The sequence below is a fragment of the Mycobacterium intracellulare ATCC 13950 genome, from assembly GCF_000277125.1.
Taxonomy (GTDB): Bacteria; Actinomycetota; Actinomycetes; order Mycobacteriales; family Mycobacteriaceae; genus Mycobacterium; species Mycobacterium intracellulare.
This window is the reverse complement of sequence record NC_016946.1, coordinates 4,804,930-4,819,355: the sequence shown is the minus strand read 5'-3', so window position 1 is coordinate 4,819,355 and position 14,426 is coordinate 4,804,930. Positions and strand designations below refer to the sequence as shown.

The 14,426-nt window shown below is 70.9% G+C and carries 14 protein-coding genes; 6 read left to right on the top strand and 8 right to left on the bottom strand.

Annotated elements, in window-relative coordinates; translation table 11 throughout:
* Positions 1–3 precede the first annotated feature (3 nt).
* Entirely contained in the window at positions 4–600 is a 597-nt protein-coding gene (locus OCU_RS47285; protein WP_009952557.1) for a TetR/AcrR family transcriptional regulator, read from the top strand.
* On the opposite strand, the gene OCU_RS47280 is transcribed toward OCU_RS47285, so the two are convergent.
* From OCU_RS47280 to OCU_RS47270, 3 genes are read right to left on the bottom strand one after another with little or no spacing between them, the layout of a single operon-like run.
* Positions 574–2,745, bottom strand: a complete 2,172-nt coding sequence (locus OCU_RS47280) for an AAA family ATPase (RefSeq protein WP_026071168.1) — start codon at positions 2,743–2,745, stop codon at positions 574–576. The genes OCU_RS47285 and OCU_RS47280 overlap by 27 nt on opposite strands.
* Before the next feature lie 56 nt (positions 2,746–2,801).
* On the bottom strand, positions 2,802–3,662 hold the full coding sequence (gene pssA / locus OCU_RS47275; protein ID WP_008261338.1) for a CDP-diacylglycerol--serine O-phosphatidyltransferase: 861 nt from the start codon (positions 3,660–3,662) through the stop codon (positions 2,802–2,804).
* On the bottom strand, positions 3,659–4,381 hold the full coding sequence (locus OCU_RS47270; protein WP_179293530.1) for a phosphatidylserine decarboxylase: 723 nt from the start codon (positions 4,379–4,381) through the stop codon (positions 3,659–3,661). The genes pssA and OCU_RS47270 overlap by 4 nt, the downstream gene beginning before the upstream one ends.
* A gap of 65 nt (positions 4,382–4,446) precedes the next feature.
* On the opposite strand from OCU_RS47270, the gene OCU_RS47265 reads away from it, so the two are divergent.
* Complete coding sequence (locus tag OCU_RS47265) at positions 4,447–5,664, top strand: MFS transporter (protein WP_044059249.1); 1,218 nt, start codon at positions 4,447–4,449, stop codon at positions 5,662–5,664.
* A 26-nt stretch (positions 5,665–5,690) separates the two neighbouring features.
* Here OCU_RS47265 and moeA read toward each other — a convergent pair whose 3' ends face one another.
* From moeA to OCU_RS47250, 3 genes are read right to left on the bottom strand one after another with little or no spacing between them, the layout of a single operon-like run.
* The gene (gene moeA, locus OCU_RS47260) at positions 5,691–6,896 is read right to left on the bottom strand and encodes a molybdopterin molybdotransferase MoeA (RefSeq protein ID WP_014381256.1); all 1,206 of its coding nucleotides are present in this window, start codon (positions 6,894–6,896) and stop codon (positions 5,691–5,693) included.
* Positions 6,897–6,915: 19 nt separating this feature from the next.
* Positions 6,916–7,866: an SDR family NAD(P)-dependent oxidoreductase gene (locus tag OCU_RS47255; protein WP_008261325.1), complete on the bottom strand. Its 951-nt coding sequence runs from the start codon at positions 7,864–7,866 to the stop codon at positions 6,916–6,918.
* 42 nt (positions 7,867–7,908) lie between these two features.
* Entirely contained in the window at positions 7,909–8,967 is a 1,059-nt protein-coding gene (locus OCU_RS47250) for an alpha/beta fold hydrolase (RefSeq protein ID WP_014381254.1), read from the bottom strand.
* Positions 8,968–9,058: 91 nt separating this feature from the next.
* Between OCU_RS47250 and OCU_RS47245 the strand changes: the two genes are divergently transcribed.
* The gene (locus OCU_RS47245) at positions 9,059–9,679 is read left to right on the top strand and encodes a TetR/AcrR family transcriptional regulator (protein WP_044059223.1); all 621 of its coding nucleotides are present in this window, start codon (positions 9,059–9,061) and stop codon (positions 9,677–9,679) included.
* Here the strand turns inward: OCU_RS47245 and OCU_RS47240 are convergent.
* On the bottom strand, positions 9,667–10,158 hold the full coding sequence (locus OCU_RS47240; protein WP_008261318.1) for a cupin domain-containing protein: 492 nt from the start codon (positions 10,156–10,158) through the stop codon (positions 9,667–9,669). The two genes, OCU_RS47245 and OCU_RS47240, sit on opposite strands and share 13 nt — an antisense overlap.
* Before the next feature lie 29 nt (positions 10,159–10,187).
* Between OCU_RS47240 and OCU_RS47235 the strand changes: the two genes are divergently transcribed.
* From OCU_RS47235 to OCU_RS47225, 3 genes are all read left to right on the top strand, one after another.
* Entirely contained in the window at positions 10,188–10,880 is a 693-nt protein-coding gene (locus OCU_RS47235; protein ID WP_014381253.1) for a M24 family metallopeptidase, read from the top strand.
* A gap of 175 nt (positions 10,881–11,055) precedes the next feature.
* A complete protein-coding gene (gene groL, locus OCU_RS47230) occupies positions 11,056–12,681 on the top strand; it encodes a chaperonin GroEL (protein ID WP_008261313.1) in 1,626 nt (541 codons plus the stop codon).
* A 292-nt stretch (positions 12,682–12,973) separates the two neighbouring features.
* On the top strand, positions 12,974–13,798 hold the full coding sequence (locus OCU_RS47225) for an SDR family NAD(P)-dependent oxidoreductase (RefSeq protein WP_014381252.1): 825 nt from the start codon (positions 12,974–12,976) through the stop codon (positions 13,796–13,798).
* Here OCU_RS47225 and OCU_RS47220 read toward each other — a convergent pair.
* The gene (locus OCU_RS47220) at positions 13,787–14,350 is read right to left on the bottom strand and encodes a carboxymuconolactone decarboxylase family protein (protein WP_009953506.1); all 564 of its coding nucleotides are present in this window, start codon (positions 14,348–14,350) and stop codon (positions 13,787–13,789) included. The two genes, OCU_RS47225 and OCU_RS47220, sit on opposite strands and share 12 nt — an antisense overlap.
* Positions 14,351–14,426 lie beyond the last annotated feature (76 nt).

The window sequence follows — 14,426 nt, the reverse complement described above, 5'->3', positions numbered from 1 at the left end:
ATCATGGCGCCTCCGCGGAAGCATGAAACCGATGTGATCCTCGACGCCGCCCGGGCGCTGGTGCTCGACGGCGGACCGCGCGCGGCCAGCGTCGCCGCCATCGCGAAAACCAGTGGAGCGCCGGCGGGCACGCTGTATCACCGCTTCGGCAACCGCGACGGCGTCCTGACGGCGGCGTGGCTGCGGGCGCTGGAACGCTTCCAGGCGCGGGCGCTGGCCGCCGACGGGGACACGCCGGCGGACACGGCCGTGGCGATGGCGGTGGCGGCCGTCGGCTTCGCGCGCGCCCTGCCCGAGGACGCCCGGCTGTTATTGACGATCCGCCCGGGCGACCTGCTCGACGAGGAGCCCGACGCGGCATTCCGGCAGACGCTCACCGCGATGAACGCCCCGCTGACCGAGCGGATCGCGGTGTTGGCCCGGCAGCTGTACGGGAACGCCAGGCCGCGCTCCGTCGACGCCGTCGCGCGCGCGGTCGCCGACCTGCCCTACGCGGTGGTGCGCCGCCACGCCCACGACGACCCGATGCCGTCCTGGCTCGAAAAGGACGTCGCCGCCTCGGCGCTGGCCGTGCTAAACAGCTTTGGCGAACGCCCGTAGGGACTCGACCTGCGCGGGATCCAATGAGGGGCGGACGGTTTCGCGCGCCGCCGCGAGATCGGCGGCCGTCACGTCGGTGGCATCGAGGGATCGGCGCATGGCCGTGAGGGCGGCCTCCCGCAGCAGCGCCACGCAGTCGGCGGCGCTGTAGCCGTCGAGCCTGGCGGCCACCTCGTCGAGGTCGACGTCGGCACTCAGCGGAACCGATTTGCCTGCGGTGCGCAGGATGTCGCGGCGGGCGGCGGCATCGGGGGGTTCGACGAAGACCAGCCGCTCCAGCCGGCCGGGACGCAGCAGCGCCGGGTCGATGAGATCCGGGCGGTTGGTGGCGCCCAGGACGACGACGTCGCGCAGCGGATCGACGCCGTCGAGCTCGGTCAGCAGCGCGGCCACCACCCGGTCGGTGACGCCCGAGTCGAAGCTCTGCCCGCGCCGCGGCGCGAGCGCGTCGACCTCGTCGAGGAAGACCAGCGAGGGCGCCGAATCCCGGGCGCGCCGAAACAGTTCGCGCACCGCCTTTTCCGAACTGCCCACCCACTTGTCCATCAGCTCGGAGCCCTTGACCGCGTGCACGGACAGCTGCCCGGTGCTGGCCAGCGCGCGCACGACGAATGTCTTGCCGCAGCCGGGCGGGCCGTACAGCAACACGCCGCGCGGCGGGTCGACGCCCAGCCGGGCGAAGGTGTCGGGATGCTGCAGCGGCCACAACACGGCCTCGGTCAGCGCTTGGCGGGCCTCGGCCATGTCGCCGACGTCCTCGAGGGTGATGTCGCCGACGCTGACTTCTTCACTGGCCGAACGGGACAGCGGCCTGATGACGCTCAGCGCGCCGACCAGGTCCTCCTGGTTCAGCTCGGGGGGCCGGCCGTCGGCGCTGGCCCGCGACGCCGCCCGCAGCGCAGCCTCGCGCACCAGCGCGGCCAGGTCGGCGACGACGAAACCCGGTGTGCGTGAGGCGATCTCGTCGAGATCCAGCCCGCCGGCGGGGACGTTCTTGAGCAGCGACTCCAGTAGCGCTTTGCGGGTGGCGGCGTCGGGCAGCGGCAGGCCCAGCTCGCGGTCACACAGGTCGGGCGCCCGCAGGCGGGCGTCGAGCTGGTCGGGTCGCGCGGAGGTGGCGATCAGCGCGACGCCGTCGCTGGCCACCGCGGTGCGCAGCTCGCCCAGAATCAGCGAGGCCACCGGGTCGGCGGCGGCCGGCAGCAGGGCGTCGACGTCGGTGATCAGCAGCACGCCACCGCCGTCGCGCACCGTCTGCACCGCCGAGGCCACCGCCTTGAGGCGGTCTTCGGCGGCCAGCGCGCCGACCTCCGGGCCGTCCAGCGTGACCAGCCGGCGATCGCCGCAGACCGCGCGGACCAGCGTCACCTTGCCCACCCCGGCCGGGCCGGACACCAGCACCCCGAGGTTGGTGCCGGCGCCCAGGGTCTTGAGCAGGTGCGGTTCGTCGAGCGCGAGCTTGAGCCATTCGACGAGCTTGGCGGCCTGCGGCTGGGTGCCCTTGAGCTCCTCGACGACCATCTCCGGCCGGGCGACCTCGACCGAGATCCGCGACGGCGTCGCGGCGCCGGACGCGACATCGCCGGTGCCCCAGGTGACCAGCGAGTTGGGCTGCACGCTGACCGGCCCCATGGGGTCGACACCGGTGACGGTCAACAGCTCCGAGGTCCAGCTGATGCCCACCGCCGTGGCCAGCGCCCGGGTGGCGGCCGAGCTGGACGTGCCGGGTCCCAGGTCGCGGGGCAGCAGCGACACGGCGTCGCCCACCATGAGCACCTTGCCGAGCAGGGCCTGGCGCAGCGTGTCCGGCGTGATCGACTGGCTGGCCAGCGTCGAGCCGGACAGCGTCACCGACCGCGCGCCGTAGACCGTGACCGCGCCGACGACCACCGCGGACCCCTCCCGCAGCCCCGCGTTCGACAGCGTCACGTCGTCGAGCAACACGGTGCCGACCGGCGTGCCCGGGCCGGCCAGGCCCGCGACCGCCGCCGTGGTCCGCGACCCGATCAGCGACACCGCGTCCCACTCCCGAATCCCCAGGGCGGCAACGGCGCTCGGATGCAATCTGATGACGCCGCGGCGGGAGTCGACGGCCGAGGTGTTCAGCCGAGCCGTCAAGGTGAGCTGACGGGACGCGGGATTGATGGCTCCGCTCCTCAGCGGCCCGGAGCGGCCCGCATCGTCGCCGGAGCCGCCGGCCGTCACGGCACGCGCCTGCCCGGCTTTCGCAGGCCCAGCCGCGCGACCGATCGACGGTTGGGCTGCGCCCGGCGGATCGCGCGGCGGGTGGCGCGACGCTGCTTGGGTTCGTCGTCCCACGCCTCGGGGTGGGCGGCCAGCCAGCGCTGGTTGCGGATGGCGAACGGCACGTGGCACAGGTAGGCGATGATGATCACCCAGATCAAAACGTAGGGCGCCAGCACCGCCGCGGCCGCGCAGATCGCCAGGATCGCCAGCAGCGGGGCGGCCCAACTCGGCGGCACCGCGACCGCGTGCATCTTGCGCATCGGGATCTTGCTGACCATCAGGATCGAGGTCCCGGTGATCCAGATGCACAGGAACAGCGGCGAGGTCCACCAGCCGTCACCGAACTGCAGCTTGAGCCCGATCAGGCCGATCATCGAGATCGCCCCGGCCGGCGCGGGCATGCCGACGAAGAATTCGTGCGTGTAGGCGGGCTGGCTGCCGTCGTCCTGCAACGCGTTGAACCGCGCCAGCCGCAACACGACGCAGACGGCGTAGAGCAGGATCACGACCCAGCCCGCCGGCGAGTTGGTCAGCAGCGTCACGTAGAGCACGATCGCCGGGGTCACGCCGAAGTTCACCGCGTCGGCCAGCGAGTCGATCTCCTCGCCCATCCGCGACTGGGCGTCCAGGATGCGCGCCACCCGCCCGTCCAGACCGTCGAGGATGGCCGCCGCCGCGATCAACGCCATCGCGGCCTTGGGCTGGTGTTCGAGGGCGAACCGGATCGAGGTCAAGCCCGCGCACACCGAGAGCACCGTCATCGCGCTGGGCAGGATCTGCAGGTTGACCGCCCGGCCGCGCGGCTTGCTGATCATGGCAGCTCGGCCAGCACGGTCTCGCCGGCGATCGCGCGCTGGCCGACTTTCACCAGCGGTTCGCAGCCGGCCGGCAGGTAGGTATCGAGCCGGGAGCCGAACCGGATCAGCCCATAGGTGTCGCCGATCGACAGCTTGTCCCCGACGTGCGCGTCGCAGATGATCCGCCGCGCCAGCAGCCCCGCGACCTGCACCGCGACGACGTCGGCCCCGCCCGGGGTGCGGATGACCAGGCTGGTCCGTTCGTTCTCGGTGCTGGCGGCGGCCAGGTCGGCCGACCCGAAGCGGCCCGGCCGGTGCTGCACGGCGATCACCTCGCCGCTGACCGGTGCGCGCTGCACATGGGCGTCCAGCAGCGACAGGAAGATGCTGACCCGCGGCAGCGCCGCGTCGCCCATGCTCAATTCGGCGGGCGGGGTGGCGAAGTCGATCACGCAGATCTCGCCGTCGGCGGGGGCGACGACGGCCCCGGGCCGGGTGGGCGGCACGCGTGGGGGATGCCGGAAGAACCCCGCGCAGGCCCCCGCCGCCAGCAGGCCCGCCCGTCGCACCCAGCGGTGACGGCGGCCGGCCAGGGCCAGCGCCAGCCCGGCGCCGATGAACGGGCGCCCGGCCGGGTGCACCGGCGGGACGGCGGAGCGCACCAGCTCCAGCGCGTGTTGGGGGCTGAAGCCCGGGTCCGAAGCCGTGGGGCCGATAGTGCGGGGGCGTCGTGCCACGCGGCCATCTTACGGAGCCCGCGGTTGATTCGTGGACGCCCGCAGAGGGAACGTTGACCTTCGACATGCAACCGCACAGTGCTGATCGGCGGGCGACACCGGTGCGTCGGGCGAAACGCGGTGTCACGGCCGCATTCATCGCCCACGGTCTGGTGTTTTCGTCGTGGGCCGCCCACATTCCGCGGGTCAAGGACGAGCTGGGCCTCTCCGACGCGGCGTTGGGAACGGCGCTGTTCGGCGCCCCGCTGGGATCGGTGGTGGCCACGCTGGCAAGCCACTGGGCGCTGCGCCGCTGGGGCAGCCACCGCCTGATCCCGGTCATGGCCGCCGGCTATGCGGTCGCGGGGACGACGGTGGGGCTGGCCAAATCCGGGGCCGCCCTCTTCGGCGCGCTGGCGTTGTGGGGGACGTTCCAGGGCGCGCTGGACGTCGCGATGAACACCCAGGCCGCGACCGTCGAGCGGGCCGCCCGGGCGCCGATCATGGCGCGGTTCCACGGCATGTGGAGCGTCGGGACGCTGGTGGGGGCCGTCATCGGCGCGGCGTGCGTCGGCGCGGGCATCGGGCTGACCGCCCAGCTGACGGTCCTCGGGGCGGTCGTGCTGATCGTGGTGGGAATGCTCACCCGTCGCCTGATCCCCGATGCGGCAGATGACTCCGACGCGTCTTCGGGCCCCACCCCCCAAGGCCGGCGGGCCTGGATGACGCCGACGGTGGCGATCCTGGCCGCGGTCTCGTTCGCGTCGTTTCTGTGCGAGGGCGCGGCCACCGACTGGTCGGCCAACTACCTGCGCAACGTCGTGGGCGCCGGCCCGAGCGTCTCGGCGTTGAGCTACGCGGCCTACACGCTGACGATGGTGATCACCCGGTTCGGAGCGCCCCGGCTGCACGCGCGGGTTCCCAGTCGCCGGCTGCTGCCGGCCCTGGCGGTGGTGGCCGTGGCGGGCATGAGCGTGACGCTGGCGACCGCCAACGCGGCCGTCGGCGTGCTCGGTTTCGCCGCACTGGGCGTCGGCGTGGCGCTGCTGGTGCCCACCGCGTTCAGCGCGGCCTACGGCGCGAGCGAAGCGGGATCGGCGATCGCCATCGTGGCGGCGACGGGCTGGCTGGGCTACCTGCTCGGCCCGCCGCTGATCGGTCACCTGTCCGGCTGGGTGGGGCTGTCGGCGGCGCTGGCCACCATCCCGGTGATGATGTCGATCGTCGGCATCGCGATCCGCTACAACCCGGCCTTCGACAAGGCCGACGAATTCCACCGGGACGTGGCCACGCCCGCGGGCTAAGTCACCCACGTCCCCGGTCAGTACAGCTAGCGCAGATCCCAGACCTGCAGCCGCGTTCCCTCGGGCACCTCGACGACGTCTTCGGGGATGTCGAGCAGCCCGTTCGCCGACGCCAGCCAGCGCAGGTGGTGCGAGGCCGGCGGCCCGTAGCTGGTGACCGAGCTCGCGTCGTCGCTGAGCACCGCGCGCCGGAACTGCCGCTTGCCCCGCGGCGAGGTCAGCGACTCGGCGAGCACGGCGGATCGGTGCGGGCGTTCGGGGTCGGGCAGGCCCATCGCCGTGCGCAGCGCCGGCCGGATGAACACCTCGAAGGACACCAGCGCGCTGACCGGGTTGCCGGGCAGCGTGACGATCGTCGCGCCCGCCACCCGGCCCACGCCCTGCGGCATCCCGGGCTGCATCGCCACCTTGACGAATTCCACGCCCTGATCGCCCTCGCGCCCGAAGGCGTCCTTGACCACCTCGTAGGCGCCGGCGCTGACACCGCCGCTGGTGATGATCAAATCGGAGTCGGCCGCGTACCGGTCGATGATCGAACTGAATTGAGCCACATCGTCTTCCGCGGTCGCGACGGCGACCAGATCGGCGCCCGCATCCCGAACCGCCCCGGCCAGCATGATCGAGTTGGACTCGTAGATCTGCCCCGGCCGCAGCGGGACGCCCGGGGTCACCAGCTCCGATCCGGTCGAGATCACCAGCACCCGCTGGCGCGGAATCACCGGCAGCTCGGCGATCCCCAGCGCGGCGGCCAAGCCGAGCACCGCCGGCGTCACGACCTGGCCGCGGCGCAACACTGTGGTGCCGGGGGCGACGTCCTCACCCGCGCACCGGATGTGCTTGCCGGCCTCGCGGGGCTCGCGGATCGACACGACGTCCACCCCGCCGTCGGTGGCCTCGACCGGAACGATCGCCGTCGCCCCCGCCGGCAGCGGGGCGCCCGTCATGATCCGGTGCGCCGTACCGGGTTGCAGCGTCAGCTCGTCGGTGCGCCCGGCCGGAATGTCCTCGGCGACCGGCAACACCACCGGGTTTTCCGGCGTCGCGGACGCCGTGTCCTCGGCGCGCACCGCGTAGCCGTCCATCGCGGAGTTGTCGAAGACCGGCAGGGCCAGCTGGGCGATGACGTCCTCGGCCAGCACCAGGCCCTGGGCGTCGGTCAGCGCGACCGAAACCGGCGGCCGCGGACGAATCAAATCGGTGACGACGCGCTGATGTTCCGCGACTGATCGCATCGGGGCCATTATCCGCGCGTCAGACCGGGAAGCGGACGCCGGTGAGCTCTTCGGAGACGGCCCACAGCCGGCGTTGCAGTTCCGCGTCGTGGGACTGGGCGCTGGACTTGACGAGCTTCGGGTGCCCACGCTGCTCGAGGAATCCGTCCGGGCCGAAGTACTGCCCGCCCTGGACGTCCGGATCGGTGGCGGCCCGCAACGTCGGCAGCGCACCCATGGCCGCGCTCTGGAACAGCACCGGGCCCAGCGCCGCGGCGGCGGGCCGGAAGATCGCCGGCAGGTTGCGGGTCAGCTCGGTGTTGGAGCCGCCGGGGTGCGCGGCCACGGCGATGGTCTTCGCGTCGGGCGTGGCCGCCAGCCGGCGCTGCAGCTCGTAGGTGAACAGGAGGTTGGCCAGCTTGGATTGCCCGTAGGCGGCGATCCGGTCGTACCGGTGTTCCCATTGCAGGTCGTCGAAGTGGATCGCGGCGCGCAGCCGGTGGCCGAGGCTGCTGATGGTCACCACCCGCGAATCCCGCACGGGGAGCAGGTGGTCGAGCAGCAACCCGGTCAGCGCGAAGTGGCCCAGATGGTTGGTGCCGAACTGCAATTCGAATCCGTCCGCGGTGACCTGCTTGGGCGTCCACATCACCCCGGCGTTGTTGATCAGCAGGTCGATGCGCGGGTAGGCCGCGCGCAGCGCGTCGGCGGCCGACCGGACCGCGTCCAGCGAGGTCAGATCCAGCTGCTGCAGCGTGACGTCTACTTCTCGGGACCCTTGCCCCCCGGCGGCGACGATGCGCGACAGCGCCGCGTTGCCCTTCTCGAGGTTGCGCACCGCGAGGACGACGTGGGCGCCGCGGTGGGCCAGCACGGCGGCCGCCTCATACCCGATGCCGGTGTTCGCGCCGGTGATGACGACGACGCGCCCGCTCTGATCCGGGACGTCACTCTCCGACCAGGCGCGGGTTTCTTTGTCGTTGGAAGCCATGGCCCAAAACATACTCACCCCGGCCGGATGTTGCCGGGCGCGTCATCGCTCGGTTGTCATCTGCGCGCGCAGCCAGGCGATGACCCGCGGCACCACCTCGGGCGCCTTGCTCATGGCGACATGGCCGGTGCCCTCGATGAGGTGCACCTCGGTGTCGGGGCGGCCCTGGAAGACGAGCGTGTCGGACTGCGGGACGAAGTAGTCGTCGGCGCCATTGATCACCAACATTTCCGAATTGCCTTGCCGGGCAAGCAGATCCCGTCGGTTGAGTCGGCTGAGGCCGGCGCTGAGCTCCTCGAGGGTGGGGGAGTGATCCCAGTGCATGGCGTTGCCCACGATGTCGCGCATGCCGTAGGGCAGCTTTGCGATGTTCTCGACGGCGAACGCGTCGACCACCGGGCCGCCGAGTTCGATTGCGGCGTCGACGATTCCGGTGAGCCCGGACATCGCGGCGAAGTTCCCGCCGAATGACGCGCCGAAGTGGGCGACCCGGCCGTCGCCCAGCGTCCGGGCGTAGCCGATGAGGCCGCGGATCACCTCGTCGGCGTGTTCATCGAGCGGGATGTCCGTCTCGCCGGTGCCGGGATGGTCGAAGGCCAGCGTGGTCACGCCCGCGCCCTGGGTGAATCCGACCCACCACGGGTGGATGTCCATCTTCCAGGTGTCCACACCGCCGCTGGCGATCAGCACCGCCCGGTCCGCGTATCGGCCGTCGGCCGAATACAGGTGCACCGGCACCTCGACCGATCCGCCGCGGTACCCGACGGCGACGATGCGGCGCTCGAAGTGCACCGGAAAGCCGTTGGCCGCCAACTGAAATTGCTCGAGCTGGTGCTGCAACGCCTTGACCCGGGCGGCGTCCGTCAGGCAGGGGAACTTGGCGCACCCGTACACCAGGGACGCCATCCGGTGGTCCCCGCGCTCGGCGTAATCCCTTGCCACCCGCGACCATTCGTACACCCAGCCGCCCGGCGCGTCGTCCCACATGTCGTCGACGGCGGAGCGGACCCGCTCGATGTCCTCGAGCGGAACGCCGAACTTCGCGAACTGGTCGGTGCGGTCGTCGAACATGGCCGCGGCATCGATGTCGTAGGTGTACATGGGACCGCTCCTCAAGATTTTCACGGACCGTTGAGACTAGTCTCACGCTACGATGAAATTAGTTTCAACGCAAGGAGAAATTCACGCTACGATGAAACTCGTGGCGAAGACGGCGACGACGCCTGGACCCCGGGACGAACGGGGGGTGCTGGCCGCGCGGATCGCCGCGGCGGCGCGCGACGAATTCGCCGTGCACGGCTGGGCCGGCACCACGATCCGGGCGGTCGCGCGGCGGGCCGACGTCGACCCGGCGCTGGTCTACCACTACTTCGGGTCGAAGGAAGGGCTGCTCGACGCCGCGACCAACCCGCCCCAGCAGTGGCTGGACCGCGTGGCCGAGGTGTGGGCCACCCCGGTCGAGCGGCTCGGCGCCGCGCTGCTGCAGCTGCTGCTGGCCAGCTGGGCCGACGACGAGATCGGGCCGACGCTGCGGGCCATCCTGCAGACCGCGGCGCACGACCCCGCCACCCGCGACAAACTTCGTCGAGTGGTCGAGGGCAGCCTGATGGGGGTCTCGGGGCTCGGCAGCGACGACCGGGACCGCTTGATCCGCAGCGGCCTCATCTCGTCACAGATGATGGGGTTCGCGCTGATGCGCTACGTGTGGAAGATCGAGCCCGTCGCCTCGATGACCGACGACGAGGCCATCGCCGCGATCGCCCCCAACCTGCAGCGCTACGTCGACGGCGACCTGGGCGGTCAGACCCAGTAGTTGTCGTGGCGGACGAACCACTCCCGGCGTTCCTCGTCGGTCATGTCGGCCAGCGCCGCGAAGCCTTCGAAGTAGGCCTCGCGGGGGGCGCCCGGCGCGAACAGCATCAGGATCGACGCCGGCTCGTCGGCCTCGTTGCGGAAGCCGTGGACGCCGCCCGGCGGGACATAGAGGAAATCGCCCTGGTGCCCGTCGGCCCACTCGGTGCCGTCGTAGAGCTTCATCGTCCCGGAGAGCACGAAGAAGGCCTCCGACATGGCCCGGTGGAAGTGGGCCGGGGGACCGCCGCCGGCCGGGGCGATGTCGACGCGATAGAGGCCGTAGTCGCCGGCGGTGTCCTGTTGGTTGGCCAGGTAGTGGTATTTGACGCCGGAGGTCTCGTAGTCCGGGGGCTGGTCGGCCCGCTTGAGCCAGGCGCTGATCTCCGGCTCTTCTGCGGTGTAGCGGGCCGGCGGGTAGGGCGGCACGACGAGGGACATGGCTCCAGTGTGCGCATAACATCGCGTGGATGGAGGCCGCGGAGGAACTGCGCGTGGAACGGCTCCTGGACGCCGAACGCAAAGCGGCGCAACTGTTCGACGAGATCGAGCGGCGGGCCATGATTCGGTCCGGGGTCGGGGAGAAGGAGCTCTCCGATGAGATCCACGATCTGGCCGGCGAAATGTTCGGCGTGACCCGGCACTGGCATCGGCGGATCGTGCGCGCCGGGGAGAACACGCTGCAACCGTTCCACGAGCGCCCGCCGGACCGGCTGATCGTCGACGACGACATCGTCTTCCTGGATCTGGGGCCGATCTTCGAGGAGTGGGAGGCCGACTTCGGCCGGACCTTCCTGTTGGGCGACGACCCACACAAGAGGGCCGTCCGCGACGCGCTGCCCCGCGTGTGGCAGGCCGGCCGCGACTACTTCGCCGGCAATCCCGACGTCACCGGCGCCGAGCTGTTCGACTTCGTCGTCGGGGCGGCCCACGCGGAGGGCTTCGAGTGGGCCAGCCGGATCGCCGGGCACCTGGTGGGGGAGTTCCCGCACAAGAAGATCGCCGGCCCCGGCATCGAGTGGTACATCATGCCCGGCTCGGACAAGCCGATGCGCCGCACCGACCCGCGCGGGCGCATCTGCCACTGGATCCTCGAGATCCATCTGGTCGACCGCCCGCGCGGCTTCGGCGGCTTCTACGAGCAGCTGCTCGACCTGCCCTGAGTCCCACTACTTCTTGCACTCGGCATAGGCGAGTGCTAAGAATGACTTGGCACTCGCGACCAGTGAGTGCTAGGTCGGGACGGTGAGACCAGGTCCAACGACAGCCCGGTCGTCCGTCGCGGGCACTGCACCCGGCCAGAACGTGTCATCCCCAATCCGGAGGAATCACTTCGCAATGGCCAAGACAATTGCGTATGACGAAGAGGCCCGCCGTGGCCTCGAGCGGGGGCTCAACGCCCTCGCCGACGCGGTAAAGGTGACGTTGGGCCCCAAGGGTCGCAACGTCGTCCTGGAGAAGAAGTGGGGTGCCCCCACGATCACCAACGATGGTGTGTCCATCGCCAAGGAGATCGAGCTGGAGGACCCGTACGAGAAGATCGGCGCCGAGCTGGTCAAGGAAGTCGCCAAGAAGACCGACGACGTCGCCGGTGACGGCACGACGACGGCCACGGTGCTGGCTCAGGCGTTGGTCCGCGAGGGCCTGCGTAACGTCGCCGCCGGCGCCAACCCGCTGGGTCTCAAGCGCGGCATCGAGAAGGCCGTCGAGAAGGTCACCGAGACCCTGCTCAAGTCGGCCAAGGAGGTCGAGACCAAGGACCAGATCGCTGCCACCGCGGCGATTTCGGCGGGCGACCAGTCGATCGGTGACCTCATCGCCGAGGCGATGGACAAGGTCGGCAACGAGGGCGTCATCACCGTCGAGGAGTCCAACACCTTCGGCCTGCAGCTCGAGCTCACCGAGGGCATGCGGTTCGACAAGGGCTACATCTCGGGCTACTTCGTCACCGACGCCGAGCGTCAGGAAGCGGTCCTCGAGGACCCCTTCATCCTGCTGGTCAGCTCCAAGGTGTCGACGGTCAAGGACCTGCTGCCGCTGCTGGAGAAGGTCATCCAGGCCGGCAAGCCGCTGCTGATCATCGCCGAGGACGTCGAGGGTGAGGCTCTGAGCACCCTGGTCGTCAACAAGATCCGCGGCACCTTCAAGTCGGTGGCCGTCAAGGCCCCCGGCTTCGGTGACCGCCGCAAGGCGATGCTGCAGGACATGGCCATCCTCACCGGTGGTCAGGTCATCAGCGAAGAGGTCGGCCTGTCGCTCGAGAGCGCCGATGTCGCCCTGCTGGGTAAGGCCCGCAAGGTCGTCGTCACCAAGGACGAGACCACCATCGTCGAGGGCGCCGGTGACTCGGACGCCATCGCCGGCCGGGTGGCCCAGATCCGCAGCGAGATCGAGAACAGCGACTCCGACTACGACCGCGAGAAGCTGCAGGAGCGCCTGGCCAAGCTGGCCGGCGGTGTTGCGGTGATCAAGGCCGGGGCCGCGACCGAGGTCGAGCTCAAGGAGCGCAAGCACCGCATCGAGGACGCGGTGCGCAACGCCAAGGCGGCCGTGGAGGAGGGCATCGTCGCCGGTGGTGGCGTGGCCCTGCTGCACGCCACCCCGTCGCTGGACGAGCTGAAGCTCACCGGTGACGAGGCGACCGGCGCCAACATCGTCCGCGTCGCGCTCGAGGCTCCGCTGAAGCAGATCGCCTTCAACGGTGGTCTGGAGCCCGGCGTGGTGGCCGAGAAGGTCCGCAACTCGCCCGCCGGTACCGGCCTGAACGCCGCCACCGGTGAGTACGAGGACCTGCTCAAGGCCGGTGTCGCCGACCCGGTGAAGGTGACCCGTTCGGCGCTGCAGAACGCCGCGTCGATCGCGGGCCTGTTCCTGACGACCGAGGCCGTCGTCGCTGACAAGCCGGAGAAGGCCGCCGCTCCCGTCGGCGACCCGACCGGTGGCATGGGCGGCATGGACTTCTAAAAAGTCGCCAACGAAAAAACCCGGCCCTCACAAGGGGCCGGGTTTTTTCGTGGCGATGGCGCCGAGCGTGAACTCACGGCGGGCTTTTCGCGATTTTCCCGCCCTGGTTTCACCTTCGGCGGGTAGGCCGCCGCGCCGCGGCATCGAGTGTGAGCTCAGGGCTTTGGGTGTGAGCTCACGGCGAGCTTTTCGCGATTTTCCCGCCCTGGTTTCACCCGCGAAGCCCTGGCCTCACACTCGACGCCCAGAGTGCACACTCGAGGCGCCTGGCCGGCCTTGTACGTTTGAACGCGTGGCGCTTCCCGCTCCCTCACCCACCAGCACCGCCGTCGTGACGGGCGCGTCGTCGGGCATCGGCGCCGACATCGCCCGCGAGTTGGCCGACCGCGGCCACGGCTTGACGCTCGTCGCCCGCCGCGAAGACCGGCTGCGCGATCTGGCCGACGAACTCGCCGGCCGGGTGCGCGTCGAGGTGATCGCCTGCGACGTCGCCGATTCCGCCGCCCGCGCCGGCCTGTTCGACGAGGTCGAGCGCCGCGGCCTGACGGCCGACATCCTGGTCAACAACGCCGGCATCGGCACCATGGGCTCGGTGACGAAAATTCCCGTGGCCGACGAGATCGCGCAGGTGCGGGTCAACGTCGAGGCCGTCATCGACCTGAGCACCCGCGCGGTGCAGCGGATGGTGCCGCGCGGCCGCGGCGCGATCCTCAACGTCGGCTCGACCGCCGGCTACCAACCCTTCCCCGGGCAGGCCGGGTACGCGGCCACCAAGGCGTTCGTCAACAACTACACCCATGGGCTGCGCGGTGAACTCGCCGGCACCGGCGTCACCGTCGCGCTGCTGTGTCCCGGCCCGGTGCGCACCGAGTTCGTGAAGAGCGCCGGCATGGACGAGCGCGAATTCGCCGACGCGTTCCCGAAGTTCATGTGGAAGCCGTCGCGTGAGGTGGCGCGCGCCGGGGTCGACGCGCTCGAGAGCGACCGCCCAACCGTGATCCCCGGCCTGCCCAGCCAGATCAGCACCCGCCTGTTCCAGTTCATGCCGCGACGAGTGCTGCTGCCGCTGTTGAAGAACCAGCATCCGAGCCTGCGCAGGGACCGGTCAGCCGGCTGACCCCGGCCAGGGCCGCATCCAGCCCTCCACCGGAAGCGCGAGCGCGTTGCACAGCGTGCAGATCGTGCGGTACCAGCCGACGGCCGTGAGCAATTCGATCCGCTGCTCGTCGTCCAGAAAGTCGCCGAGCGCTTCCCATGTCGCCTCCGACCACGAGCCGGTGCGCTCGCACTCGTCGACCGCCGCGATCAGCGTCCGCTCGGCCGGGCCCCACCGCGGGTCGTCGGCCCCGGCCAACACCAGCGCGTCGCACTCGTCGTCGCTGACGCCGGCGATCGGACCCCAGAAGGCGGCCTGCCCGCCCCACTCGTAGGCGCAGCGCAGCAGCGCGCAGATGCGAAGGATGGCGATGGTCCGCGTCCGGGGCGGCAAAAGCGCTGCGGTGTAAAGGGATTCGCCGAGCTTGCGCAGCCGGGAGGCCAGCACCGGATGGCGCTGCAGGCAACGCACCAACAGCAGCGGCTCGTAGGTGCGGTCCGGGTGGCCCCAGCTGTTGATGCCGGCGGCATCCTCTTCGCTCCACGGCGGGGCGAGGGGCGCGATGCGGCTCACGGATGAGACTGTACGGCCCTAGGCCGATGGCGGCGACCCGCTGCGCCCGGCTAGGCCGATGGCGGCGACCCGCTGC